The organism is Flaviflexus sp. (assembly GCF_052087705.1).
GTDB classification, from domain to species: Bacteria; Actinomycetota; Actinomycetes; order Actinomycetales; family Actinomycetaceae; genus Flaviflexus; species Flaviflexus ciconiae.
Map to the genome: position 1 here is coordinate 67,841 of NZ_JBQCYC010000001.1, position 24,850 is coordinate 92,690.

General features: G+C 59.6%; 27 protein-coding genes and 1 pseudogene. 20 read left to right on the plus strand and 8 right to left on the minus strand.

The features are described from left to right. The 7 genes and pseudogenes from ACTHUY_RS00315 to ACTHUY_RS00345 form a co-directional block, all read left to right on the plus strand. Nucleotides 1-858 (plus strand): IS3 family transposase (locus ACTHUY_RS00315; RefSeq protein WP_441677195.1); only part of this gene is annotated, 858 nt, incomplete at its 5' end. Beyond that, a pseudogene (locus ACTHUY_RS00320) lies at nucleotides 798-2,147 on the plus strand (IS30 family transposase). The gene ACTHUY_RS00315 and the pseudogene ACTHUY_RS00320, both read left to right, overlap by 61 nt. Continuing rightward, a complete protein-coding gene (locus ACTHUY_RS00325; protein ID WP_441655220.1) occupies nucleotides 2,128-2,427 on the plus strand; it encodes an IS3 family transposase in 300 nt (99 codons plus the stop codon). The pseudogene ACTHUY_RS00320 and the gene ACTHUY_RS00325 overlap by 20 nt, the downstream one beginning before the upstream one ends. Before the next feature lie 684 nt (nucleotides 2,428-3,111). Then, nucleotides 3,112-3,612: a hypothetical protein gene (locus tag ACTHUY_RS00330; RefSeq protein ID WP_441655219.1), complete on the plus strand. Its 501-nt coding sequence runs from the start codon at nucleotides 3,112-3,114 to the stop codon at nucleotides 3,610-3,612. Nucleotides 3,613-3,761: 149 nt separating this feature from the next. Beyond that, a complete protein-coding gene (locus ACTHUY_RS00335) occupies nucleotides 3,762-4,718 on the plus strand; it encodes a hypothetical protein (protein ID WP_441677197.1) in 957 nt (318 codons plus the stop codon). Beyond that, nucleotides 4,718-5,407 carry an ABC transporter ATP-binding protein gene (locus tag ACTHUY_RS00340; protein WP_441655234.1) on the plus strand — a complete coding sequence of 230 codons (690 nt, stop codon included), beginning with the start codon at nucleotides 4,718-4,720 and terminating at the stop codon, nucleotides 5,405-5,407. Before ACTHUY_RS00335 ends, ACTHUY_RS00340 begins: the two co-directional genes overlap by 1 nt. Continuing rightward, nucleotides 5,404-6,552, plus strand: coding sequence for an FtsX-like permease family protein (locus ACTHUY_RS00345; protein WP_441677199.1), 1,149 nt, complete (start codon nucleotides 5,404-5,406; stop codon nucleotides 6,550-6,552). Before ACTHUY_RS00340 ends, ACTHUY_RS00345 begins: the two co-directional genes overlap by 4 nt. 178 nt (nucleotides 6,553-6,730) lie before the next feature. On the opposite strand, the gene radA is transcribed toward ACTHUY_RS00345, so the two are convergent. From radA to ACTHUY_RS00360, 3 genes are all read right to left on the minus strand, one after another. Further along, complete coding sequence (gene radA / locus ACTHUY_RS00350; protein WP_441677201.1) at nucleotides 6,731-8,083, minus strand: DNA repair protein RadA; 1,353 nt, start codon at nucleotides 8,081-8,083, stop codon at nucleotides 6,731-6,733. Nucleotides 8,084-8,126: 43 nt separating this feature from the next. Then, on the minus strand, nucleotides 8,127-8,792 hold the full coding sequence (locus tag ACTHUY_RS00355; protein ID WP_126703985.1) for a potassium channel family protein: 666 nt from the start codon (nucleotides 8,790-8,792) through the stop codon (nucleotides 8,127-8,129). Nucleotides 8,793-8,908: 116 nt separating this feature from the next. Then, the gene (locus ACTHUY_RS00360) at nucleotides 8,909-10,258 is read right to left on the minus strand and encodes a TrkH family potassium uptake protein (RefSeq protein WP_441655214.1); all 1,350 of its coding nucleotides are present in this window, start codon (nucleotides 10,256-10,258) and stop codon (nucleotides 8,909-8,911) included. A gap of 220 nt (nucleotides 10,259-10,478) precedes the next feature. Between ACTHUY_RS00360 and ACTHUY_RS00365 the strand changes: the two genes are divergently transcribed. From ACTHUY_RS00365 to ACTHUY_RS00410, 10 genes are all read left to right on the plus strand, one after another. Continuing rightward, nucleotides 10,479-10,688 carry a helix-turn-helix domain-containing protein gene (locus tag ACTHUY_RS00365; RefSeq protein WP_126703984.1) on the plus strand — a complete coding sequence of 70 codons (210 nt, stop codon included), beginning with the start codon at nucleotides 10,479-10,481 and terminating at the stop codon, nucleotides 10,686-10,688. A gap of 74 nt (nucleotides 10,689-10,762) precedes the next feature. Then, a complete protein-coding gene (locus ACTHUY_RS00370; protein ID WP_019174583.1) occupies nucleotides 10,763-10,861 on the plus strand; it encodes a 30S ribosomal protein bS22 in 99 nt (32 codons plus the stop codon). Nucleotides 10,862-11,024: 163 nt separating this feature from the next. Continuing rightward, nucleotides 11,025-11,321 (plus strand): glutaredoxin family protein, encoded by a 297-nt coding sequence (locus tag ACTHUY_RS00375; RefSeq protein ID WP_441655213.1) that lies wholly within the window; start codon nucleotides 11,025-11,027, stop codon nucleotides 11,319-11,321. Between the two features lie 35 nt (nucleotides 11,322-11,356). Next, entirely contained in the window at nucleotides 11,357-11,827 is a 471-nt protein-coding gene (locus ACTHUY_RS00380) for a MarR family winged helix-turn-helix transcriptional regulator (protein ID WP_441677204.1), read from the plus strand. 38 nt (nucleotides 11,828-11,865) lie between these two features. After that, nucleotides 11,866-12,537: a histidine phosphatase family protein gene (locus tag ACTHUY_RS00385; RefSeq protein WP_441655211.1), complete on the plus strand. Its 672-nt coding sequence runs from the start codon at nucleotides 11,866-11,868 to the stop codon at nucleotides 12,535-12,537. Continuing rightward, on the plus strand, nucleotides 12,537-13,079 hold the full coding sequence (locus ACTHUY_RS00390; protein WP_441677206.1) for a TlpA family protein disulfide reductase: 543 nt from the start codon (nucleotides 12,537-12,539) through the stop codon (nucleotides 13,077-13,079). Before ACTHUY_RS00385 ends, ACTHUY_RS00390 begins: the two co-directional genes overlap by 1 nt. Further along, nucleotides 13,076-13,837: a cytochrome c biogenesis CcdA family protein gene (locus ACTHUY_RS00395; RefSeq protein WP_126703981.1), complete on the plus strand. Its 762-nt coding sequence runs from the start codon at nucleotides 13,076-13,078 to the stop codon at nucleotides 13,835-13,837. The genes ACTHUY_RS00390 and ACTHUY_RS00395 overlap by 4 nt, the downstream gene beginning before the upstream one ends. Continuing rightward, the gene (gene resB, locus ACTHUY_RS00400; protein WP_441677342.1) at nucleotides 13,837-15,363 is read left to right on the plus strand and encodes a cytochrome c biogenesis protein ResB; all 1,527 of its coding nucleotides are present in this window, start codon (nucleotides 13,837-13,839) and stop codon (nucleotides 15,361-15,363) included. The genes ACTHUY_RS00395 and resB overlap by 1 nt, the downstream gene beginning before the upstream one ends. Continuing rightward, nucleotides 15,360-16,265 carry a c-type cytochrome biogenesis protein CcsB gene (ccsB, locus tag ACTHUY_RS00405; RefSeq protein ID WP_441677208.1) on the plus strand — a complete coding sequence of 302 codons (906 nt, stop codon included), beginning with the start codon at nucleotides 15,360-15,362 and terminating at the stop codon, nucleotides 16,263-16,265. The genes resB and ccsB overlap by 4 nt, the downstream gene beginning before the upstream one ends. Continuing rightward, nucleotides 16,252-17,202, plus strand: a complete 951-nt coding sequence (locus tag ACTHUY_RS00410) for a hypothetical protein (RefSeq protein WP_441677210.1) — start codon at nucleotides 16,252-16,254, stop codon at nucleotides 17,200-17,202. The genes ccsB and ACTHUY_RS00410 overlap by 14 nt, the downstream gene beginning before the upstream one ends. On the opposite strand, the gene ACTHUY_RS00415 is transcribed toward ACTHUY_RS00410, so the two are convergent. Both ACTHUY_RS00415 and ACTHUY_RS00420 read right to left on the minus strand, forming a co-directional pair. Further along, entirely contained in the window at nucleotides 17,150-18,283 is a 1,134-nt protein-coding gene (locus ACTHUY_RS00415) for a hypothetical protein (RefSeq protein ID WP_441677212.1), read from the minus strand. The two genes, ACTHUY_RS00410 and ACTHUY_RS00415, sit on opposite strands and share 53 nt — an antisense overlap. Then, the gene (locus tag ACTHUY_RS00420; RefSeq protein ID WP_126703976.1) at nucleotides 18,258-18,635 is read right to left on the minus strand and encodes a PLDc N-terminal domain-containing protein; all 378 of its coding nucleotides are present in this window, start codon (nucleotides 18,633-18,635) and stop codon (nucleotides 18,258-18,260) included. The genes ACTHUY_RS00415 and ACTHUY_RS00420 overlap by 26 nt, the downstream gene beginning before the upstream one ends. A gap of 50 nt (nucleotides 18,636-18,685) precedes the next feature. On the opposite strand from ACTHUY_RS00420, the gene ACTHUY_RS00425 reads away from it, so the two are divergent. After that, nucleotides 18,686-19,081, plus strand: a complete 396-nt coding sequence (locus tag ACTHUY_RS00425; RefSeq protein ID WP_441677214.1) for a DUF4229 domain-containing protein — start codon at nucleotides 18,686-18,688, stop codon at nucleotides 19,079-19,081. A 158-nt stretch (nucleotides 19,082-19,239) separates the two neighbouring features. Here the strand turns inward: ACTHUY_RS00425 and ACTHUY_RS00430 are convergent, their stop codons facing one another. From ACTHUY_RS00430 to ACTHUY_RS00440, 3 genes are read right to left on the minus strand one after another with little or no spacing between them, the layout of a single operon-like run. Continuing rightward, on the minus strand, nucleotides 19,240-20,109 hold the full coding sequence (locus ACTHUY_RS00430) for a 1,4-dihydroxy-2-naphthoate polyprenyltransferase (RefSeq protein WP_441677216.1): 870 nt from the start codon (nucleotides 20,107-20,109) through the stop codon (nucleotides 19,240-19,242). Nucleotides 20,110-20,111: 2 nt separating this feature from the next. Beyond that, nucleotides 20,112-21,188: an AMP-binding protein gene (locus ACTHUY_RS00435; protein WP_441655203.1), complete on the minus strand. Its 1,077-nt coding sequence runs from the start codon at nucleotides 21,186-21,188 to the stop codon at nucleotides 20,112-20,114. Then, complete coding sequence (locus ACTHUY_RS00440; protein ID WP_441655202.1) at nucleotides 21,185-22,165, minus strand: 1,4-dihydroxy-2-naphthoyl-CoA synthase; 981 nt, start codon at nucleotides 22,163-22,165, stop codon at nucleotides 21,185-21,187. Before ACTHUY_RS00440 ends, ACTHUY_RS00435 begins: the two co-directional genes overlap by 4 nt. A gap of 33 nt (nucleotides 22,166-22,198) precedes the next feature. On the opposite strand from ACTHUY_RS00440, the gene ACTHUY_RS00445 reads away from it, so the two are divergent. Both ACTHUY_RS00445 and menD read left to right on the plus strand, forming a co-directional pair. Then, on the plus strand, nucleotides 22,199-23,188 hold the full coding sequence (locus ACTHUY_RS00445; RefSeq protein WP_441655201.1) for an o-succinylbenzoate synthase: 990 nt from the start codon (nucleotides 22,199-22,201) through the stop codon (nucleotides 23,186-23,188). Then, nucleotides 23,185-24,843 (plus strand): 2-succinyl-5-enolpyruvyl-6-hydroxy-3-cyclohexene-1-carboxylic-acid synthase, encoded by a 1,659-nt coding sequence (menD, locus tag ACTHUY_RS00450; protein WP_441655200.1) that lies wholly within the window; start codon nucleotides 23,185-23,187, stop codon nucleotides 24,841-24,843. Before ACTHUY_RS00445 ends, menD begins: the two co-directional genes overlap by 4 nt. Nucleotides 24,844-24,850: the final 7 nt, after the last annotated feature.

The window sequence follows — 24,850 nt, forward strand, 5'->3', positions numbered from 1 at the left end:
GACGAGGGCGTCATTCCCGGACAACTGACCACCAGGCACAAGACGACCATCGTTGACAGTCTGCGCCAGTATCTACCACTCCAGATGCTCTTGGAGACGATTGGTCTGGGGCCATCGACGTACTACTACACGCTCCAAGCCCTGGCTCAACCAGATAAGTACATTCTGTTACGCCAGCAGATCGACACGATTGCTTACGAAAATGGCTTCACCTATGGAGCGTTGCGGATCTGGTTGGAACTGAAGAAGCGGAGTATCAGAGTCTCTGAGAAGGTTGTGCGAAGGCTGATGAAAGAAGAGCGGATCCCGGTCCGCTATGCCAAGACCCGTACGCGATACTATAGCTATGTCGGCGAGATCAGTCCCGCTCCACCCAACCACGTCAACGGTAACTTCCACGCCGATGAGCCCTACCTGCAGATGCTGACCGATGTCACTGAGTTTGCTGCCGTTAACGGCAAACTTTACCTGTCACCGATTCTGGATTGCTTTGACGGGCTCGCGGTCGCCTACCACGTTAGTCGCCATCCAGATAAAGAACTCGCCAACGCTACCCTGCGTGCCGCAATCAAGGCTCTGCCACCCGCGCGTCGGCACGCATTAGAGACCGATCCGGATGTGGAGCCACTGTACCTACACTCTGACCGTGGAGGTCTGGGTGAATTTAATCGGTTGTCGCAACACCTTGATCCTGGAGGTGTTCAGCAGTGGCAACGAAGTACTGGTCTGCGAAAACGAGTGAAGTTCCTGAAGGGGCCCGTAGGCAGTGGCGTGCGGATCGAGCGTTGCGTCCGCCGATGCGCTCGCCGGGCCGGCCCGAGCCCTCCCGGGCGGTGCAGCGACAGTTCTGGCGTCTGATCGCGATGGGCATCAACTCGGCCGAGGCAGCACTGAAAGGGGGCGTGTCCGTGCCGGTCGGGAGCCGCTGGTTTCGACATGCTGGCGGTATGCCACCGATTGCATTGTCCGAGCCCACTGGCCGCTTCCTGTCTTTTGAGGAGCGTGAGGAGATCGCACTGCTACGCGCCAAGTAAGTTGGCGTTCGTGAGATCGCACGCAGGATCGGTCGTGACCCGGCAACGGTCTCCCGCGAACTGCGCCGCAGCGCGGTCACCCGGGGCGGGAAGCCAGAGTACCGGGCGTTGGTTGCTCAGTGGAAAGCGCAGCAGGCCGCCAAGCGCCCAAAGATGGCCAGACTCGCGACCAACGACAGGCTCCGCGAGTACGTCCAGGAGCGCCTTGCCGGCAACGTCTGCCAGCCCGATGGGAGCATCGTGGTCGGGCCGGAACTGCCCACATGGAAGGGGTTGAACAAGCCCCACCGTCAGGATCGCAAATGGTTTCGGGGATGGAGTCCAGAACAGATTTCTGCGCGGCTTAGGATCGATTTCCCTGATGATGAGACTATGCGTATCAGTCATGACGCGATCTATCAGGCATTGTATATCCAAGGGCGCGGGGCTTTGAAGCGTGAGCTTGTGACAGCGTTGTGGACCGGGCGGGCTCTGCGCAAGCCCCGTGCTCGTAGCCAGAACAAGGCCCAAGGCCATGTCACTGCTGATGTGCTGCTCAGTGAACGTCCTCCTGAAGCCGCTGATCGGGCAGTACCAGGACATTGGGAAGGCGACCTGATCATCGGCACAAACCGTTCAGCGATCGGCACGCTCGTTGAACGTAGCAGCCGCTCAACGCTCTTAGTCCATTTACCCCGCCTTGATGGATATGGAAACCAGCCAGCGGTGAAGAATGGACCTGCTCTGGGCGGCTACGGAGCTGAAGCGATGGTAGCGGCTCTGACCTTGTCAATGACTCGTCTACCTGAACAGCTCCGTCAGACATTGACTTGGGATCGGGGTAAAGAGCTCTCCGCACATGCCAAGTTCGCTCTTGCGACGGGCACGAAAGTGTATTTCGCTGATCCGCACTCGCCATAGCAGCGACCCACCAACGAGAATACCAACGGGCTGCTCAGACAGTACTTCCCCAAGGGCACCGATCTCTCCCGGTGGAGTGCTCAAGACCTTGAAGCCGTTGCCTACACGCTCAACAATCGGCCCCGGAAAATCCTTGGCTGGAAAACCCCAGCCGAAGTCTTCAACGAACAGCTAATATCAATTCAACAACCCGGTGTTGCAACGACCAATTGAACCCGCCCAGTACACATCGGAGGAATGGATCGGCTTAGCAACCGACGCCGGTATTACACTGTCGATGAGCCGCAAGGGCTACAGTCCCGACAACGCTGCCTGTGAGGGACTCTTCGGACGCATGAAAAACGAGATGTATCACCACCGCCGTTGGAGCGATGTCGACGAGCTCGAACAAGCAATCCATGACTACAACGATTTCTACAACAACAAACGAATCAAGAACGCCTACCAAGGCCTGTCCATCACCGAGCAAAGAACCCTAGCCGGCATACAATAATCTCCAACAAAACGTCCCGAGCCACTTTTGCATTAGCTCTTGCCTAACGAAAGAGAACACTGTAGATTTTGAAACATCGGGAATCTCAACAGCAAGCAATGGCGTCACGGCTGATAGTGAATAAAGGGAGACTCGAGTGCACAAAACGTCATTGACCATTTTCATCAGGAGAAAAATGTCATGGCAAGTGTCAAAGAGAATTCAAAGAAGTTCACATCTAGATCATTCATTTTTGTCGCCGTAGTTTCGCTTTTCGCAATGATAGGCATTGTCCCTGCCTCTGGCTTAACCTATGACAACACAATGGTTGTTAGTTGCGATGGGCAAAAGTGGCGCGGAGGTGTTTACACTACTCAAAGCCGCACTGGGACATGGCAAGTAAGGCACCGAAATTCGAGTCCAACTTCTCACTCGAAAGTCATGGGTATTAGTCACAATGGAAACTGGCTCCCGACACTTGAAGTCGGGCCGGGAAATGAGCTTGCCACTTGGACCGGTGTAGCTGCAGGGGTGTACCAAGTGCATGCTCACCGAAAAGGCGCATATCAGTGCAACGGGATTGCGCCTGGCCATGGGAACTACACCTTCGACTACACAGCAATCACATCCTAAATATATCGTGCGAGGCGTGCGGGTATAGATTCTCGCCCGCCTCGTACGATTTTGATGGTCGAAGGAGAATTTATGGGTGCTAAACGAAAACTATGTGTAACTTGCGCGACTCTAACTTTGTTGGTTGTGGGATGTTCAAATGACACTTCGTCGTTAGACGTCGACGAGAAGTATCTCGAGGGGTTCGACCCCGCGGTCGTTAAAGAAGTTGCAGAAAATGAGTACTACTCGAACCACATAAAGAACTGGGATCCGCCTGAGTTTGCCTACCAGGGTGTTGTTATCGAGGTTCAGTACTGTAGAGAGGTTTATTCGTTTTACGAGGAATGGAAGCAGACAGGTGTTCAGCCGGAGATCCCTGCTGCTCCAGAACCGGATGTCTACTTTGAAGTTCAGGGTTTTACCTGGCCGGACCGCAAGGCTGACTTGCAAGCGTCGATCGAGTCTGACGGGATAGACGGTGTCGTTGAGTTCATGAGCGGACAAATGGGTTGCGGGCAGCGGGTGCCACTGGAGCCGGGTGATCACGATGGGCCGACAATTCAGGAAGTTGTCCTCAGCGAAACCGAGTAGTCGGTTTACCAGACGGTCGAGTCATAGAAGGTCGTGAGATGAAAAAGGCACCAGTTGGTGGTTTCCTGAAGCGAACGTGGTCATTAGTTGCGGCGACTGGGTTGGTCGTGATGCTTGGAAGTTGTTCCTCGAGCGCGGATACAAGCTACTTGCAGGAAGCCGATGACGTTGACGGCTACCAGGATCAGTCCGTGGATGAAGAATCTGAGGGGAATGAGGAAAATCGGGCAACAGACTATGTTGCTGAAGTACGTGAGGGTACGTTCCAGATTGAGCTGGATCTCCCGGGGGATGTGGCGCGGGGTCAGTTTGTTCCCTTGGTGTCCGGTTCGACATGGACATTTGAGTCCCAGCTAGGTGTGGGGGAGACGGTGTCTGAGGGTGAGGACGTTGGTGACAGGCGCATTGAACCGTCCCTGCGAGCCGCACTTGAGGAAAGTGCTACGTTGGCTGACAGTGATCGAACGAGGCTAGACGGCTTGACCGGACTCGAAGGTCCGGTCACTTCGCCCATAAGCGGGACTATCGATCCGACGGCGGGAGTTGTATACGCGCCCGGACTCGAACTCATTACCCCTATGAACCCAACGCAGGAATTGAGGTTCCTAGACCTTGAACTCACGGGTGCCGCCACCGTTGAAACCATCATGGGGATTCGAACCTATCAGTGCGATGCTCTGTGGATTGACAGCAACGACAGGTCCACAACGGAGAGTGTTGCGCTTCCCCAGTTATCCGTGACTGAAGGAGACGAAGGAACTGCGGGTGAAACCGATGCCGAGCGCCCCGATCCTACTGGATCAATGGGAGGCAACAGTCTCGATAGCGGCACCGGGCAACGGTACTTGCATTGCAGGTTGCCCGCTCATGCGGAGACGGTTCCCGGAATTAACGGGAGCGTGACCGTGACATCAGAGCCCCTCGAGGACGTCACTCTGGTGCCTGTTTACTATCTTCAGTACGAGGAGGACTCAGACACGTACTTTGTCACCACCGTTGAAGATGGGGTGGAGGTTGATCATGAGGTTACGCTCGGCCCAACCGACGGAGTTGTTCGAGTTGTAACTTCAGAGCTCCCAATTGGTGCGACCCTCGTGGAGAAGTGATGGCGGAGTCAAATCTTGCTGCTGAGCTTCGTGATGTATCGGTGGATTACTCATCTCCGTCGGGCACGGTTCATGCATTGCAAAGTGTCGACATTGCCGTTCCTGTTGGATCCAGTACGGCAATACAGGGGCGCTCAGGGAGCGGGAAGTCGACATTACTGTCGGTCATGGCTTTACTGAGGCAACCCACGGCGGGGAAGGTTGTCGTTGCGGGAAAAGACTTGACGCGCTCCAGCGAGGGCAAGCTGTCTCGCTATCGCGCTGAGCACGTCGCCGTCATCTTCCAATCGTTTCACCTGGAACCCGCACTTACGGTGCTCGATAATGTGATGGTTCCGCACTATTTCAATGGGCGATCACCAATGCGGAAGGCGAGGTCGAAGGCGCTGGATATTCTCGACACCCTTGGAATTAGCGACTTAGCACGTCGCAAACCCTCAGCCATGTCAGGAGGGCAGCGCCAAAGAGTTGCAATTGCGAGGGCTCTCTTTTCTGAGCCAGCAATTGTTCTAGCCGATGAGCCGACCGGAAACCTGGATGAAGACACGGCGGGGATTGTCACGGACCTGCTTTTTCGCGTGCCTGAGGAGTTCGGTGCGGCGGTTGTCGTCGTTACTCACGACGAGGTTGTGGCAGAACGTGCGAGCCGTCGATTTACAATCGAAAAGGGTCAGGTGCGCCAACGATGAGAGGAAAGATTCCCAGACTCGGGGGGAAGTTCCTGTGGGCCTACAAGTCAAGAATTCTTGTACTGGCCCTACTCGTTGCAATCAGTCTTATCGTTCAGCTGATCGTTGCTGAACTGTCGAGAGCCTCAACCGAGGGCCTTGACGACGCTCTCGAAGCCGAGGTTGGTACCTCTGGAATTGTTTGGGTTCAAACATCTGACACTCTTGGGCTGGACTCTCGAGAATTCTACGAGGAGCTTGCGCCAGCAATGGAGCCGTTCGCGCAGAGGGAAGTAACGATTATCGAAAATTACGGGGGTATGAGTCTGCTCTGTGAAGCTGACGGTGGGGAATACTCCTCAGTCACCGTGGGTGTTGCCATGGCTTCCGACGGTGGATCGGCCGACCTTCCCTTTGGCACAGGCTTCCCGGCAAATCTTGAACTCTGCCTCGGTGGTCAAAAAATCTCTCACGATGCTGCCTATGCAACAACCAAGGCGCACGAGATTTTGTACCAAACAAATGTGCTCATGGTGGAGCAGATGGCACCACTCATGAGATCGCTATTTGGTCCCCCAACCTCCGTGACGTACCTCCTTGTCATAGATGAAGGTGCGACAAGCGCATCGAGCATTTCGGGCGCCGTGCAAAACATAATTGATGAGCGGGCGAAGACGTACGGGTATTCCGGTGGTAGAGACGTTGTAGCTGCATCCGCCAATACGGTGGGAGAAGATCTTAGGGATGTAGCGGCGGGCACGGAGCTCGTGTACGGCATTATCGGCTGGGGTGTCTTAGTCCTGGGTGCATTGGGAGTTCTCGTCGCTGAGTCTATTTCTGTGCGTCAGCGGACGTGGTTCTATGGACTTGCCAGAGCCCTTGGGGCCCGTCGATATCAGATTGGATTCTTGGTCCTTCTCGAAGTACTCGTCATATTCGCATTGGGATTGATACTTGCGATTGCCTTTGCCCTTGCTGCGCAAGACCTGGTCGCGTCGTTTGCCGAGCAGACTTTTGATGTGTCGGACACTCGACTACTTCGAGCTGACGATGCTTCGCTCATGGTCAGCAGTGCTGTTGTCGTCCTGCTGATCGCTGCAGTATTCCCGACAATTCAGGCGATGAGACAAGACCTGCTTGATGTCCTAGAACCAAAGGTCGGATAGTCGACTACTTGGCATTGCGAAGCTGTCTAATTCGCTCCTTAGCATTGCTTCGGATTGCGACCGATGCCGCTATGTGGTTGCTCGTGGCAGGACGGAGTAAGCTAGGGCACCGGACTACGAGCATGCCTTGGGGCCTGTGCCCCAGATGGGTCTCGTCCGCCTTTATACGCTTGGGGCACTACAGCGGGAGCACTTCCTTCACGGCCGCAGCCACATCGGCCACCGGTGCGATCGTCATTCCGTTGGGAACCTTGACGTCAGTTCCTGCGGGGATCAGTGCCTTAGTGAAGCCGAGGCGTACTGCTTCGCCCAGTCTCTGCTCGAGCCCGACGATGGGACGGACTTCACCCGTCAGTGCAACTTCGCCGAGGGCAATGATGCCGGGGGCGAGTGGCAGGTCAGCGACGGCGGAAGCTAGGGACAGGGCAGCCGCGAGGTCCGTTGACGGTTCGGAGGCTCGGGCGCCACCGATCGTGGAAACGAAGATGTCTTTACGGTCAAGATCGACGCCGAGCCGTGACTGGAGAACAGCGACGGTCATGGCAACCCTCGAAGAATCAACACCCGACGTTGTTCTCCGCGGGGGACCCGCGGGGGCCACGGCCAGGGACTGGATCTCCACCGGCATGGGACGCCGCCCCTCAAGCGTGATCGTTACGCACGTACCCGGGACGGTGCGTGCCCGGTCGGAAAGAAAAAGACCGGACGGATCGGGAAGCTCGTTAATCCCATCATCAACCAGCTCGAAGCAGCCGACTTCGTCGGTTGGTCCGTACCGGTTCTTGATAGCACGCACCATGCGAAGCCGGGAATGACGGTCTCCGTCAAACTGGCACACAACATCGACAAGGTGCTCGAGAACGCGGGGACCCGCAATTGAGCCGTCCTTCGTCACGTGGCCAACGAGGAGAACCGGAAGGTTCTTCGACTTAGCAAGATGAACGAGACCGGCAGTTACTGCACGTACCTGGGAGACGCCACCGGCAGCACCATCCACGGACGTGTCCATGATGGTCTGAACCGAGTCGACAACAAGCATGGAAGGGCGAGCCGATTCGACGTGCCCAATGATCGTCGACAGATCGGCTTCTGCGGCAAGGTGCAGGCTGGGAGAGAGGGCGCCGATGCGCTCGGCGCGGAGACGGACCTGCGAGGCAGATTCCTCACCGGAGATGTAGAGGACCGGCTCGGAGTTGATCCGGGATATCTGGGCCGCCACGTCCAAAAGCAACGTGGACTTACCGACGCCAGGTTCGCCAGCCAGGAGGATCACAGCACCGGGTACAAGCCCGCCACCAAGAACCCGGTCGAGCTCACCGACACCGGTGGAAGAACGCTTGCTTGCGGTTGTCTTCACCTCCGTGATGGGTACGGCCGGGGACGTGGGTGCGAGTGCCTTGGCAGTGGTTGTTGGGGCCGGACGGTTCTCCACCATAGTCCCCCAAGCCTCGCACTGTGCGCAGCGGCCCACCCACTTCGAGGTGTCCCATCCACATTCCGAGCACACGAATGACGTGCGTGTTTTTGCCATGGGATGAGGTTATCGAAGGACAGTGGCGAATCGCGTCACGGAACTACCGGCGTGACGCAAACTCGTCGAGGAGCTCAACGTTGCCGGAGACAATGATGAGATCGTCTTCGCCGATCCGAGTCTCGGGGGTTGCGTACTCGAATGGCTGGTGCGGGGCTTTGACGCCCAGGATGTTGACGCCATAGCGCTCGCGGACCTTTGACTCACCGATGGTGAAGCCACGGAGTTCGAGGGGCGGCCTCATCTTCACGATGGTGAAGTTATCGTCCATCTCGATGTAATCAATCATGCGGCCAGCCACCATGTGGGCCACGCGCCTGCCAGCATCGTATTCGGGGAAAACGCGCCTGTGGGCACCGATCTTTTCCAGGATCCTGCCGTGGTCACGGGAGGTGGCTTTCGCCCAGATCTCCGGGATCCCCATCTCTACCAGGTTTGCGGCAGTCAGAACGGAAGCTTCCAAGGAGGAACCAATGCCGACAACGGCAACGGAGAAGTCCCGGGCACCAAGCTGCTCGAGGGCATCCTTTGAAGTGGAATCGGCTTCGATCACGGTAAACCGGTGCGACCACTGGTTAGCGAGAAGCGGGTCCTTCTCTACCGCGAGAACCTCGCGGCCCTGCTCGGCCAGCGTGAGCGCGACAGCGGAGCCGAAGCGGCCCAGTCCAATGACGAGAACGGCTCCAAGCGGATCCTGTGATTTGCGCATGCATACCTCCATGAACATCATATGCGCCCCAGCGAGTGTCGGAGTGACTGAGTGCGGGGAGCCTCAGGGCGACTGTGTTACAGCCGAGCGCTGGGCAGTTAACTGTGTGACTGGCGTTAGCCAATAATGGGGCGTTCCTCGGTGTAGCGGATCTGGCGTTGGGTTTCTCTCATGGCAAGTGCTGCGGCCAGGGTCATGGTGCCGACGCGGCCCGAGAACATGAGGAGGATGAGGATGAGTTTGCCGGCCGTGGGAAGGCTGGCGGTGATGCCGAGGGAGAGTCCGCACGTGGCAAAGGCAGAGATGACCTCGAAGAGTGCCACCTGGAGGGACAGGTCCGTGACGTGCATAAGAGCCAGGGTGCCGACGCCGACCAGCGTGGCCCCAAGGAACGCTGCGGAGACCGCGAGGCGGAGCGTGGAAGAGGGAATTCTCTTGCCGAAGGCAACAATGTCGCGGTCGCCCCGTGCTTCGGCAACGATAGCGAGAACAAGGACGGCAAAGGTGGCGACCTTGATACCGCCAGCGGTCGAAGCGGAGCCGCCGCCGACAAACATGAGGGCGTTCATGATCAGCAGGGTCGAGTTGTTCATCTCCGCCAGGTCCAACGTTGAAAGCCCCGATGATCGGGGTGTTGTTCCCTGGAGGAGTCCCGCAAGGATCTTGTCGTCGCCTTGGAGGCCGCCGAGGCTTGCCGGGTTCCCCCATTCGAAGAAGAAGATCGCGATCGTGCCGCCAAGCCAGAGAAGCAGGTAGGTGGAGATCGTCAGCTTGGAGTGGAGGGAAAGGAAGCGGGGCTTGCGCCAGTTCGCGTAGACATCCTGGATGACGGGGAAGCCGATGGCACCAACCATGGTGCCGAAAATGATCGGAATGCAGAACAGCCAGTCACCAACCATGGGGGATAGACCGCCCTCAACGATGACAAAGCCGCCGTTGTTGAAGATCGACACCGCCATGAACATCGAATGCCAGATAGCCTCCAGGAGGGGCTCTCCCATTCCTAAAAAGGAGGGGAGAAGAACGACCGTCAGGAGGGTCTCAACGGATAGTGAGGCTACGAGAACGGCGGTGAGTAGGGAGCCGACCTCGCCAAGACGAGTCTTTGTCTCCGAGGCGGCCAGAAGCTTCTGAGTGAGGCCGATGCGGTGTGAGACGGCCCTGCCGAGGATTGAGGCGAGAGTCATGACACCCAGGCCCCCGATCATCATCGACACCATGATGACAACGTGGCCGAAGCCGGTCCAGGACGATGCCGTATCTAATACGGTTAGTCCCGTGACGGATACGGCCGAGGTTGCGGTGAAGAAGGCGTCAATGAAGGAGGCTCCGCCTGGCCCAGTTCGGGCAATGGGAAGGAATAGGAGCACGGTGGCTACGGCAATGATCGAAGCGAAAACGATGAGAGCGAGCCGCGCGGGGCGCTCCTGGGCGATCCTATCGATCCAATTCCGCACACGTGCCATGTGTGGTTTATCACGCTTATCGGCTGCCACGACACCTCCTGACGCTGGTCCGACCATGTTGAAGAGTACTCTCAATGCGGCCCCAATGAGAGATGATCCAGCCGACATCCAGCAATTAATCGGCATTTGGCCCATTCGTCCCCTATGATGATCAAGAGCATAACTCCACTGGAGTCGCGACCGGTTAGGTTGCGGCTTCTCCTCGTAAGAACGGAAACGTATGTCGCAGGTACCTCCCTCGGCGCCGCAATTTATGACGGTTGCCGAAGTCGCGGAGCTCGCACGTGTGTCTCGAATGACCGTCTACCGTATGGTACATTCCGGCGACCTGCCGGCCGTTCGCGTCGGGAACTCCTACCGGGTCCCCACCGAGGCTGTTGACGAATTGCTCTCAAAAACCGCCTACGACGCTGACGAAAGACACGCTTAGGCAGAAGAAGCGGTAGAATCTCCGGGTGACCATTGGCGAAGGAGTCTTCGCCGTCCCGACATTGGAGGTAACCCGTGGGTTCCGTAGTTAAGAAGCGCCGCAAGCGTATGTCCAAGAAGAAGCACCGTAAGCTACTTCGCAAGACGCGTCACCAGCGTCGCAACAAGAAGTGACTCGATGTGGGTCCGGCATGTCCGGGCCCACATCTGTATCCAGCGAATGGTCGAGCTTCTAAAAAGCGACTGGAAGCGCTACTAGGGAACTGGAAGTATGTCCAGAAAACCGGAAGCGCGACCAGTTCAGAAACTAAACGTTGACCCTGAACCCACCGATTCAATGCCTGAACCCGATTCCACGGGAGGAAACATGTACACCCTCGTTGTGCGTCCCGGTTGCCACCTGTGCGAGCAGGCTGAGGAATCGCTTGCGCAGATCGAGTCGGAGCGGGGTATTGAATGGCGTGCGGTTAATATCGATGATGATCCCGCACTCGCTCAGTACTCGGACGATCTGCCCGTGCTGCTTGATGGGCCCAGGGCAGTAGCTAAACTGACGTCTTCGAAGGTTGCACTCGACAAGGCAACGAAGCCCGGTATGTGGTCTCGAATAAAAAGTAGTTTACATTTTAACTAATTTTGGTATGCTTACCAGTGGATAAAGGAGTAGGCGTGTCAGAGCAAAACACAAAATGGCTGGAAGCCGATGAGCAGGCGGCTTGGCGCAATTACCTGCGCGGTTCCGCGCGCCTCAGTGCGCAGATTGGTCATGACCTGTTTGAGACTCACGGGCTCACCCTTAACAAGTATGAGGTTCTCGTGCGCCTGTCCGAATCGGATGACTGGTCGATGAGAATGTCCGACCTCGCAGACGATCTCGTGCACTCCCGTAGCCGACTCACCCGTACCGTTGCCTCCCTCGAGCAGGAGGGCTTTGTTATTCGCGAGACCTGCGCGAAGGACGGTCGCGGCCGTATCTGCCGGATGACGGATGAAGGGTATGCGCTCCTTGAGAAGCTGGCACCGAGCCACGTTGCTTCCGTGCGCGAGCACCTGCTTGACAAGATCGGCCACGACGATCTGATCGAGCTTGGGCGTATCATGGCGACCCTTCTTGACGATCCGGCCACTCCCGCGGTCTGACGTTCCACATTCCCAGACACGTGTGGCACTGTTGACCTATGGAATTGACGACCATTCACCTCGTACGCCACGGCGAAGTGGACAACCCGACCGGTATTCTTTACGGCCGTAGGCCAGGATTCCACCTCACCGCACTTGGCAAAGCCATGGGAGAAAAGGTTGGAGAGGCCTTCTCCGAAGGACACGATGTCCGCTACGTTGCCTCCTCGCCCCTTGAACGGGCCCAGGAAACGGCCCAGCCGACCGCCGATGCGTTTGATCTGCAGATCGCGATCGATGATCGCCTGATCGAGGCCGATAACAAGTTTGAGGGTCTCGCAGTTAATAAGAATCGCTGGGTGCTTGCGCACCCCCGCTACTACTCGTGGTACACGAATCCTTTTGAGCCCTCCTGGGGCGAGCCCTACACGAACGTTGTGCGTCGCATGAGCGGGGCCATCGCTACCGCCCTTGACGCTGCTCGCGGGGGTGAGGGTGTGCTCTTTAGCCACCAGCTGCCGATATGGACGATGAGGCGCTTCGTTGAGAAGAAGTCGCTTGCCCACGATCCGCGCAATCGCCAGTGTGCACTTGCATCGGTTACGTCGCTGACCTTCGCCGATTCCCAGCTCCTGTCGCTCGACTACTGGGAGCCCGCCGCTGAACTTATAAAGTCAGCAGCCGACATGGTTCCCGGCACCTCGGTGGCTGCCGAGGCGAAGGGAGAGTAGTGCGGAAAGCCAGGATCCTGCCCTTGCTTCTTCTCCCCGTTCTGACGGCCTGTTCGGGAACTCTCGACGCAGGTCAGCAATACGAGGGCGGCGACGCCAACTGGGTGATCTGGGAAGAGGCCGAACGAGCTGACGCCGTCTCCGCTTCGGGAACGACCTTCGAGGGCGAAGAGATCAGCCTGGAGGACCTGCGCGGTGAGGTCGTCGTTATTAACACGTGGTACGCGGCCTGTCCGCCATGCCGGGCCGAAGCCGAAGACCTCAATGCGATTGCCGAGGACTACGCCGATGACGTGACTGTCCTGGGCGTGAACGTTCGCGACAATGCGGCAACGGCCCAGGCTTTCGAGCGGTCTTTTGGAACCCCCTACGAGTCAATCGATGGTTCCGATGGTCAGTTTGTGGCCGATCTTGAGGGCACGGTTCCGCTCCAGGCGGTCCCCACGACACTGATTCTTGATGCCGAGGGCAGGCCCGCGGCCCGCTATATTGGCCAGATCGATCCCGACATTGTCCGGGGCATGATCGACGACGCTCTATGATGCCGCTGTCCCTGGCCGACTCCTTCGTTAGTGCCGTCACCGGCGGGCCCATGCTCCTAGCGCTTGGGGCCGCGCTGGTGGCTGGACTTGTCTCCTTCGCCTCCCCGTGCGTCTTGCCGCTCCTGCCGGGCTATCTTGGCTACTTTTCGTCGCTCGCCCCGGCAACGGCGGAGGGGCAGAAAAGCTGGCGACTTGCGGGGTCGGTAGCGCTGTTTGTGGCGGGATTCTCCGCCGTCTTCGTTCTCCTCGGCGTCGTTTTCTCCGCGGCGGGTGCGCGCTTCACGCAGTATCAGGACACGGTCATGATGATTGCGGGCGCCATCATCATTGTCATGGGCATTGCCTTTATCGGCGGTTTGCCGTTCCTGCAGCGGACGACCAGGTTGAATATTCAGAAGCGGGGCGGCCCGCTCGGAGCTTTCCTGCTCGGTGGCGTGTTTGGTTTGGGGTGGACGCCGTGCATTGGACCCACCCTTGCCGCAGTACTTTCAATGTCTTTCTCGAGTGGAAGCGTCGAGCGCGGAACGATCCTGACGGTCGCCTACTGCATTGGTCTTGGCCTGCCGTTCATCATTGCGGCCCTGACCGTTGATCGCTCAACGAAGATCCTGGGTTGGCTGCGCAGGAACAGCCGGACGGTTCAGATCTTTGGTGGTGTCGCACTGATCCTCGTTGGTCTGCTCATGGTGACCGGCTGGTGGATCGACATTATTAACTGGGTCGCGAATCTTTCGGGTCAGACGGAACTGGTGGTGTGATGGAAACGGTTAGGTCTAATCGAGACACTCAGCCATCGGCTCCCGTTGGGATCGGATGGAAGGGCTGGCTCCGGTGGGGGTGGCGGCAACTCACATCGATGCGCAACGCGATCATCATGCTGCTACTTCTTGTCATCGCCCTCATCCCCGCATCGATCATTCCGCAGAAGCGCCAAGACCCCGTCCTGGCCGAGCAGTGGATTGAGGAGAACGGGATTTGGGGCACCATCCTCGATGCTCTTGGCTTCTTCAATATCCTCACCGCGCCGTGGTTTGCAGCGATCTACATCCTTCTCTTTATTTCTCTTGTCGGCTGCATCGTGCCCCGGTCGTTCACGCTGTACAAGGACATCAAGGCCGGCCCCGGGCGAGTTCCTGCCCGGCTCACGAGGTACGAGAGCTACCGGTCAACGGAAACTGCGCTGTCCGAGGATGAGGCTCTCGAGACGGTGCAGAAGAACCTGCGGGGTTTCCGAACCCGAGTGGGCTCCGGGACGCTCTCGGCACAAAACGGCTACCTGCGGGAGGCCGGCAACCTGATCTTCCACATGTCGCTCCTGGGCCTGCTCGTCGTCTTTGGTCTTTCGCAGGCCGTCTCCTACCGCGGCCAGGCCATCATCGTCGAGGGCGGCACCTTCGCGAACTCTGTACTCTCCTACGACACGTTTAACCGCGGGATTCTCGTTGACGAAGAATCCCTACCGCCCTACCGGATTCTTCTGGACGAGATGAGGCCGGAGTTCTACGAGGACGGTGCGCCTTCGGCTTTTGCTGCGGACGTGACGGTTTCAGAACACGGCGAGACCCGCACGGAAATCATTCGTCCGAACGAGCCGATCGTCGTTGGGGGAGCGAACGTCTATCTGTCCGGCAACGGCTACGCGCCGCGGATTAGGATCACCGACTCCGACGGCAACGTGGCACTCGATGAGTATGTTGTCTTGCCCGATATCACTCAGACCTATATCTCCACCGGTGTCATCAAGGTTCCCGACGTGACGTCCGGTCCGCAGCTCGGTTTCCAGGCGACGCTGTTCCCCACGGCTCAGGAGCAAGATGGTGTCATCATCTCCGTCAATCCCGATGCGCTTAACCCCGTTTTGGTGACAACAACGTGGACGGGCGACCTGGGGTTGGATGAAGGGGTTCCCCAGAACGTCTACCTCCTCGACACGGAAAACATGAAGATGGTGACCGAAGCGATCGGGGAAGCCGAGGTCGGTGTTCTGACGACCTTGGCCCTGGGACAGTCTGCCGAGATTCCCGGCGGTTATGGCACGATCGAGTTCGTTGACCTGGCCCGCTTCGCGGCCCTCGACATGCGATACGATCCGACGCTGGGATGGATGCTGGGCTTCGCGGTCCTTGGACTGGCGGGCCTTGCCACCTCGCTTCTCATACCGAGCCGCCGCGTGTGGGTACGGTACGAGAACGGCACGCTGCACGCCGCCGCAATCGGGCGGAAGGGCGACACTGGGCTCGATCGAGTCGTGTCCACTACTCTTGGCCTCAAGGAGGACTCATGAACCTGGAAGAGATCAGCCTGATCCTCGTGTACGGGGCGATGGCGGTGTACACGATTGCGATGATCGCGTTCGGCATCGACCTGACCTCGGCGGGCAAGGAAGTAAAGGTCCGTAAGGCCGCCAATATCGGCATGTCGCTCACCGTGCTGGGCTTCGGCTTTCATGGCGTTGGAACGGTGCTACGAGGAGTCGCAGGATCCCGTGTCCCGTGGGCCAACATGTACGAGTTCACCCTGACGTTCACGTGCGTGGCGGTCGGTACCTATCTCGTTCTGGCCCGCAAACGCGATCTAAGGGTACTGGGTACCTTCGTCAACGGCCTCGCCGTTCTCTCCCTCGGTATTGCCGTTGCCGTGCTCTATGTGCGCGTGCAAGGCACCCCGCCGATCCTCGACCACTACTGGCTCGTCATCCACGTCTCTACCGCAACCCTAGCCATGGGCCTGTTTGCTTTCGCGGCACTCATGTCGGCCCTCCAGCTGGTCCAGATCAGTAAGGAGGAAAAGGAAAAGGCCAAGGCAAAGGCCGTTGCCGCAGGTGATGGTGACACGGTCGTTGACGAGAAGCCGAGTCGGTTGCGCAATCTCCCCGCTGCGAAGGACCTTGAGACGGGCGCTCTGCGCGTCACGGTCGTTGGCTTCCTTCTGTGGACCTTCACTCTAATTGCTGGCGCTATCTGGGCCGAGCACGCCTGGGGCCGTCCCTGGAACTGGGATCCGAAGGAAACCATGTCGCTGGTCGTTTGGGGCTTCTACGCGGCCTACCTGCATGCTCGCACCACCCGTGGCTGGGAAGGTAAGCGCGCCGCCTGGCTCAACGTCATCGGCATTGCGGCTCTCATGGTGAACTACTACGTCATCAACTTCTTCGTCGACTCCCTGCATTCTTATGCGGGGCTCTAGGCTCGTTGCCCTAGCAGCCGCCACCGCTCTCCTCGGAGCCTGCGGCTCCGGCGACGACCTTAAGTCCCGCTGGCTGGTCCTCCCGGAACCTCCCGCGACCCTGACGAATGCGGGGCTGGGAAGCCCCGAGATCCAAGATATCGACCTTCTAAACCTCGACTTTGTCATCCGGGGTATCCAGTTCCTTGAGTCCTTCGATAAGGATGTGTTCCCCGAGAGAAGCTTTGCCGCTGCTATCACGCCCGAGGGCGGTTACCGGATCGAGTTCCGGGAGGGGAGCGCAACTGTCGAGCTTGGCGAGGAAGCCGTCACCGAGGGCGTCGCAAACGTCGACCTGTCCTTTACCGCTGACGATGTGTTCTACTCGGATGCGAATGCTGACGGTGTTCAAGACGCCATGATCGTCCTCGATCAGACGGTCTCCTACTACTCCTCGGAAGAGGATAGAGGCTCCGACCCCGTCCGCGAAGTGACCGGTACCGGTCTGCTTATTCTCGGCTACGAGGACGGCGGCATCCGTACCGCCTTCTATGTGAACCCCGGTCCCATCACTGACGTATCGGCAATCGATGCTGGCTTTTCAGTCACCTCGAGCGATGGTCGACTTTCTGACACGATCGAGATCGGTATGCCGGACGGGGTACCCGTCAGAATTGATGAGTTCGGGGGCGCGCTGCAGTGCACGCAGTCGATTGATGAGATCCGGGAAGCGATGAAGCAGGACCCGATCGAGGTCGAGTCCCTCAATCCTTATCCCGGTGTCGGTGAAACTCCCGGATATGAAGAGTTTGCGCTCTTTGAACTTCCGCCGGATGAGCATGAAACAAATACTCTGCTGGTTTCGGGTTACCAGCAGGTTGTGTTCCTGCTCGATGGTGGGGACGTTAACCTCTGGACCGATTGGCGCTGTGGTTGGGTGCCGCAGTCTGAGCTGTAGCGTTTCCACCGACCATGAGCCGTGCCAGCCGGTCGATAATGCATCCGATCGCCCCCATGATCGCGATGTTGAAGGGCGCTAGGAGAAGCATCGCAGACAGCCGGGAGGTATCGGCCCCCACCCGGATGTAACCGGAGAACCAGCTGCCCGCCACGAGCGATACTGCCGTGATGACTGCGAAGGCGCACGGTAGCGCCCACTTAGATTGTGATAGGCATTCCCTGCGCCACGCCAGGGTTGCGAAGATGATGGCAACGGCGCCCAGGGGCAGGCCGATGATGGTCCACGGGCCCTCGGAAGCCGCGATGATCAGGCCCGTTCCCGATGTGCTTGGGCCGCCGAGAGGTGCAAGGTCGAGTTGCCACGTGAGCAGGCCGCCATGAATACCTACCCATATTGCTGCCACCATGTTCCCCAGCAGAAGCCATGCGGATGAGCCCCAGTCGAAAGACACGGTCATGACAATGCAGACGACAATCGCGACGGGCATGCCGGTCGCCAGCGCATACCTCATGGTGAACATCCAGGCGGGCCGCCTGTGATCTGTGGAGTTCCTTCCGGCCGCGGAGAAGACCGTGCCGACCAGGAGCGCACCGGCCGCGAGAATGAAGACGTTGGACGTCAGGGATGCTCGGGAACTGTCGGGATTGAGGAGCGACGCGGCGAACCAGGCAAGTACGCAGCACACGAGAAGCACCATGCCGGAGCAGGCGCCGGCAACGATCCTGTCGGCGGTGTCCGGCAGTGGCTGAGATAGTTCCGAGGCTCGGTGGACCTTGTACAGAATGAATGCGGCAAGGGCGGTGAAGAGAAGCGGGACAATAACAAAAGTAAATCCCACCGTCCCAAGCGTGAGGCTGATCTCGCCCGCCGGCAAGCCACCGAAAGCCCCGAGGGTCAGGAGCAGAGCCCCGAGGAAGAACGGGATGGATTGGCCGGTCGCTTCGGAAACAGCGGGGATTGTGCCCGCGATCAGGGAGCAGGCGATTGAGGCTCCGAGAACGGCAAGAAAGGCCGCGACCGGAGCACCGATCACGGCCTTCGCATCGAGCCGATCATGAGGAGGATGAGTCGCTGTCATCCTCGTGATCTCTCAGTTTCTTGTCGTACTGGGCGCGACGAAGCTCTTCTTCGAGTTCTCGCAGGAAGTCGGGATCATCATCGGGAGCCATTGGCCCCGGGCGGGGTCCCTGGTCGCGGGAGAGCGGGCCGAGAAAGTCGGGTCCGCCGCGACGCGGATTGTTCTTGGAGTTCGTCACGTAGTTGGCGACGAGGAAAATGATGGAGCCGATAACGGGAGGGAGGATCGTGAAGATCACCCAGACCCACTTGTTGATGCCGGCTGGGCTCTTCTTGGGATCCATCCGGACCGCAACGATGAATGCGTAGACCACTATGGCTACGAGGAGAAGTACGGCGATCAGTCTTGGCACCCTCCCAGCATAGGCGATGTACCTGGTTAGGGTCACGGTAGGCTTGAGTGGTGAGCATCCTGAAATACACCGCGATCCGTATCGTCCTGATCGCCGGCTTCGCCGGAGTCTTCTATCTCCTGGGCATGCGGTCCTATCTTTTGGCCTTTGTCGCAATCATTTGCGGAGCGATGGCAGGCTTCATCTTCTTCCCCCGTCAAGGCCAGGAAGCCGCCGGAAGCGTTGAGTCCCTCGTCTCCAAACGGGAACACGAGCCCGCTAAGAAGCCTGCCCCCGGACCGTCCGATGAGGACATTGAGGACGAGATTATCGACGAAACGACGGGCCGCGAATCAAGATCCGCGGAAGCAGTTAATTCTGAGCCTACGGGCACCGCAGAAGCAGGTACCCAGATGTCGGAAGGCGACGCAGCAACCGAGACGCAGGAACGGCCCGAACAGCGCTAATGCGAAGCCGTCCCGGTGGAGCGCCGGGACGGCTGCTCTCATTGGCTTGTTTGATAGCGGGCTGGATCTGCCTCGATCACCTGACAGGCACCAAAAGCTGCCCGCCCACCTATATTGGCCCGTCCAGTTACGCTGGCTTGGCCATGTGAAGGTCTGGTCTAGATCGCGAGGCCGATGAGCAGGGTGATGCCGTAGCCGAGCTCAATGAGACCAGTGCCGCGGAGGACGAGGATAAGGTCGCGTCCCTTTGCTCCTCCGAGAACCCGCTTTGCCTGGAGAGCAATAACGGGCAGGAGCAGGAGCGAGAGTAGCGCCCAGGGGGCTTCGATAGCCATGATGCATGCCAGGAGCATCGGGATGATGAGCATGGTGACGAATGCGAGGCGCGCTGCCCTGTCTCCCATGCGCACCGCGAGCGTGTGCTTACCGACGAGGGAGTCGGTGGGGATGTCGCGGATGTTGTTGATCATGAGAAGCGCGCAGGCAATGAAACCAACGCCAACCGCACCGAGCCAGGATGATGCTGGTAGCTGACCTGCCTGGGTCCAGGTTGTGCCAAGGGTTGCCATGAGCCCAAAGAAAATGAAGACGAAGACTTCGCCGAGCCCCATGTACCCGTAGGGCTTGTCGCCGCCCGTGTAGAACCAGGCTGCGATAACGGCGGCCACACCGGCCGCAAGGAGCCACCAGGCTCCCGAGAGGGCGATGAGGACGAGTCCGAGGAGGCAGCCAAGGCCGAAGCTGGCAAATGCCGCCACCTTGACGATCCCGGGGGAGACCATGCCGCCACCGGTGAGCCGGGGTGGGCCCGTGCGTACGTCGTCGGTTCCGCGAATACCGTCGGAGTAGTCGTTTGCGAAGTTCACGCCGATCTGGAAGGCAAGGGCAACGCCGCCCGCGAGTAGGGCGCGGGGGATCGAACCTGAACCGACCTGGTAGGCGGCTCCCGTGCCGATAAGGACGGGGGCGACTGCGGCAGGCAGGGTTCTTACCCTGGCTCCTTCGAGCCAGTCCTTGAGCGTTGCCACGACTATCCCTTCTGAAGAATCTGCGCGAGTGTGCGCCGGTCTATTTTACCGGAGTCTTTCAGGGGAAAGGCGTCGAGGCCCAGTTCAGCAAGGGAGATCACGTCCTTCGGGGCGTATTCCACCCCGAGTTTCTCCTTCGCCGCGGAGCGTAGCTCCTTCGTGTTCATGGATGCTTCGGTGACGAGAACCAGCTTTTCTCCCCATTCGGGGTCGGGAATTCCGGAGGCGATTGAGGCCTGGCCGAACAGGGAAGCAACGAGGTCTTCGAGGAGGGTCGGCATGATTGTCATCCCGCCGGTTGTGATCGCGTCGTCAATGCGCCCCAGGATCGTGAGCCGGTCGGTGATCCGCCCGGCGTCGTTCGTCACGAACCTGCCATTGAACGCGGGTCCGCCGACGTAGCCGAGGGCCACGACGGGGCTTTCGATGATGATGCGGCCGTCTTCGATCGCGAGTCCCGTATTACCGATTGGGAGCCCGTCATACACGCAACCGCCGCATGTTTCCGTCATGCCGTATGTCGTCACCAGGTTGAGGCCAGCGGCCTTTCCCTCGTCGAGAAGCGACCCGGGAGTGGCTTGACCGCCAACGAGAATCGCGTCGACCTTGCGGAGCTGCTCGGTGGCCGTTCTGTCGCGCAAGGCTCTGCGTAGCTGCGTGGGTACCAGCGACAGGTAGGTCCTGCCCTCGGGCAGGGGATCGCCAAGCTGGTAGGGGTGCGGCGACTGGCCCTCAATGACGGACCGGAGAACCGTTTGTAGGCCGGCCACGTGATGTACGGGCAGAGACGCTAGCCAGCGGCCGGGGCCGCCGAGCGACCGGTTGGTGGCTTCTGCTGAGGCAATGATGGATTCCCAGGGGAGTTCAACGAGCTTGCCGGTGCCCGTGGTGGAGCCGGAGGTGCGCAAAATAAAGGCAGTGCCGGGCCGAGGGTTGACGTCTTCGACGTTCTCTGCGCCCGGCTCAACCAGGAGGATCGGTTCCGGGTTTTCACCGGACCGATGGGTGGAAAGGGAGTGCGCCGCCGCGTGCGCGAGGCGCTCAATACTGTCGGGGTCCGTCCCGCCTTCAAGGATCATGCGTAGTACGGGAAGTCAGACCAGTTCGGTTCGCGTTTCTCAAGGAACGCATCCCGGCCCTCTGCCGCTTCGGTTGTCATGTAGGCGAGGCGGGTTGCCTCACCGGCGAACACCTGCTGACCGGCAATGCCATCGTCCGGCAAGTTGAACGCGAACTTCAGCATGCGAATCGCCTGAGGCGACTTCGTGAGGACGATCTGGGCATACTCCCAGGCCTTCTCCTCCAGCTCACTGTGCGGCACGGCCTCGTTGACCACACCCCATGCGGCCGCGTCCTCGGCGGAGTATTCGCGGGCCAGGAAGAAGATCTCGCGGGCGCGCTTATCACCTGCCTGACGTGCGAGCAGGGCTGAACCGTAGCCAGCATCAAAAGAACCCACGTTGGCATCCGTCTGCTTGAACTTGCCGTGCTCAATCGACGCAATCGACAGGTCGCACACGACGTTGAGGGAGTGGCCGCCACCCGCCGCCCATCCCGATACCGCGGCAATAACAACCTTCGGCATCGTCCGGATGAGGCGCTGCACCTCAAGGATGTGGAGCCTTCCGGCCCGCTCCGGGTTGATCGTGTCGCGCGTCTTCGCATGTTCATCCGATGTCTCACCGCCGTCGTAACGGTAGCCATCGTTACCGCGGATCCGCTGGTCACCACCGGAGCAGAACGCCCACCCGCCGTCCTTGGCAGAAGGGCCGTTGCCGGTCAGGATGATCACACCAACGTCGGGGGTGAGCCGGGCGTGGTCGAGTGCCCGGTACAGTTCATCGACCGTCTCGGGACGGAACGCGTTACGGACCTCGGGACGATCAAAAGCAATACGGACGATCGGCAGATCCCGCTCGCTCGTGATCGTGTCGCCGTCGAAGCTCCGCTCGACTCCGCGATGGTAGGTGATATCGGTGAACTCGAATCCTTCAACGAGACGCCACTTAGTGGGATCAAACGTCTCGGATACGGACACGGGAAGTGAAAGCGTCATGGCGCTATTGTGCCACTTCGCTACGCTTACACCATGCGAGCTACCAGCTTCCCCCTCCCGCACCGGGCCTACTCCACCCCGCTGACGACCCGGTTCCGACGCCTCGACACCCGCGACGGCCTCCTCATTGAAGGCCCGGCGGGCTGGGCGGAGGTCTCTCCCTTCTGGGACTACGGCATCCCAGAATCCTCGAATTGGTTGGCCGCGGCCCTCGAAGCCGCCTGCCTGCCCTACCCGAACCCCCTGAGAGATTCCGTTCCCGTCAACGTCACGGTTCCCGCCACAACACCCGAGCGAGCGCGCGAAATCATCGCCCGCAGGGGCGGTTGCAACACCGCCAAGGTCAAGGTCGCAGAAACAGGCCAGAGCCTCGACGATGACCTCAATAGGGTTGCGGCCGTGCGAGAATCCTTTGATGGCAAGATCCGAATCGATGCGAACGCCGCCTGGACCATCGAGCAGGCCATCGAGGCACTGCCACTTCTGGACAAGGCCGCCCGCGGTCTCGAATACGCAGAGCAACCCGTCGCGTCCGTGGATGATCTCGCACGGGTCCGCAGGGCCGTCAACGTTCCCATCGCTGCCGACGAATCGATCCGCCGCGCGGAAGACCCCTACGAGGTGGCCCGTCAGGAAGCGGCCGACCTCATCATCGTCAAAGTGCAGCCTCTCGGCGGTGTTCGAGCCTGTCTGAAACTCGCAGAGGAGATCGGTATGAGGGTGGTGGTGTCCTCCGCCCTCGAATCCTCCATCGGTATCGCATCGGGCGTTGCGCTCGCGGCATCCCTGCCCGCGCTCGATCATGCCTGTGGCCTCGCCACCGTTCAGCTGTTTCAGCGGGACGTTGCTTCCGACAGCCTCCTCCCAGACGATGGGAGCCTGCCGGTGAGGAGAGCTGTTCCCGATGCGCTGGAGCCCGCACCAACCGACGTGGAGGAACGCTGGGCTAAGCGGCTTGAGCTCATGTGGCAGTACCTGAAGGACACGAGAGATGTCTCGGCTCTCACGGGAGGAGGCCTGTGAGCTCCCAAGAATCCGCACAGCTTGTTCTTTCTCGCCTCGTCATCCTCGGCATCGAGCACGTCGTTCTCTGTCCCGGTTCACGATCAGCGCCGTTGGCGTATGGACTTGCCGAACTGGAACGAGCCGGAGCCATCACACTCCACGTCGAAACCGACGAGCGCGTCGCCGCATTTGTTGCTCTCGGTATTGGCCGAGCAAGCGGAATTCCTGCGCCCGTTGTCACGACCTCCGGATCCGCGGTGGCCAACCTCCACCCGGCGGCCGTCGAGGCCTACCATTCCGGCGTCCCCTTCATAGCACTCACAGCCGACCGGCCGGAGTGGATGCGGGGGAGCGGGGCCAACCAGACAACGAACCAGGTCGGCATTCTCGGCCCGAACGTTGTCGGTCAGGCCGATCTGACGGCCGAGCAGATCATTGCCGACCCCGAGGAAATCGACAGGCTCGTCGGTCTGTCGTGGAACGGTCCCGTTCACATCAACGTCTCGTTCGAAAACCCGCTCAACCCCGAGGGGGCCGTCTTTGATGCGACCCCAACCAGGGGATCGTTCAACGGCGACGTCCGTGCGCTCCAGGCGCGAGCAAGCAATTGGGCAAGCGAGAGTGGGCAGGGTATTGAGTCCGAGCGTCTTGATGATCGCTCCACCGTGATCGTGGCAGGTCCGGGAACGCCGTACGCCGAAATACTGGGCAGGGCCGGGGGCGGGACCGTTCCGATCATTGCGGAACCTGCCTGCGGTGAACGCAACCTCGCAGAGGCCGTCCCGGCGGGACGAATTCTTGCCGACGTTTTCGCCAACGACATCGAGCGCGTCATTGTCGTCGGGCACCCGACTCTTTCCCGCCCCGTCACACAGCTGATCTCCCGCTCCGACATCGAGGTCATTACCGTCGCTAACGACCCGGTCCCGACGGACCCAGGCAGGGTTGGCCGGGTCGTGGAGGTTATGCCCGAGATAGCTCCCCAGCCGCGGTGGCTGGCTCGCTGGCAACGGGCGGGGGAGGCCGCCTGGAAGGTGGGCAGGGACCTGCTTGGCAATGACCTGGACGCTCTGGGAGCCGCCGCCGTGATCGCCGATGCTCCGGGGCAGTGGTTCCTCGGTGCCTCGAACGTTATTCGGGATGTTGACCTGCTGGCAGGTCACCCCGATGCTGTTTTCCATGCCAACCGCGGGCTTGCTGGCATTGACGGAACGATGTCGACCACCCGGGGCATGGCAAAAATTCTGGGGCCCATGAAGGTCGCGGTTGGCGACCTCACCTTTATCCACGACCTTGGTGGCCTCGTGCTCACCCGCGGACAGGACGAACCCGCGGCCGACATTGTGGTTATCGACGATTCGGGTGGCGGGATCTTCGCGACCCTCGAGCACGGACAGGAACGCTACGCGGATACGTTTGAACGCGTCTTCCGCACCGCTAAATCCCTCGATATCCTTGGCGCGGCTCGTGCCTTTGGCTGGGAAGCGGTCGAGGTAACCGACCGGCAGCACCTTTCCGAGCTCCTTGCGCTACCGCCCGCTGGCAGGGTCATTCGCGTTGCCTGCGAGCGACCGGTCACTGAGGTTCGAGCAAAACGGACAGAACTGGCGCGGGCCATGGCTTTTGAGGCGGCAAAGGCGGCCGGTGGCCCAGAGTCTGTTCAGACTCCCTGAAGCGATT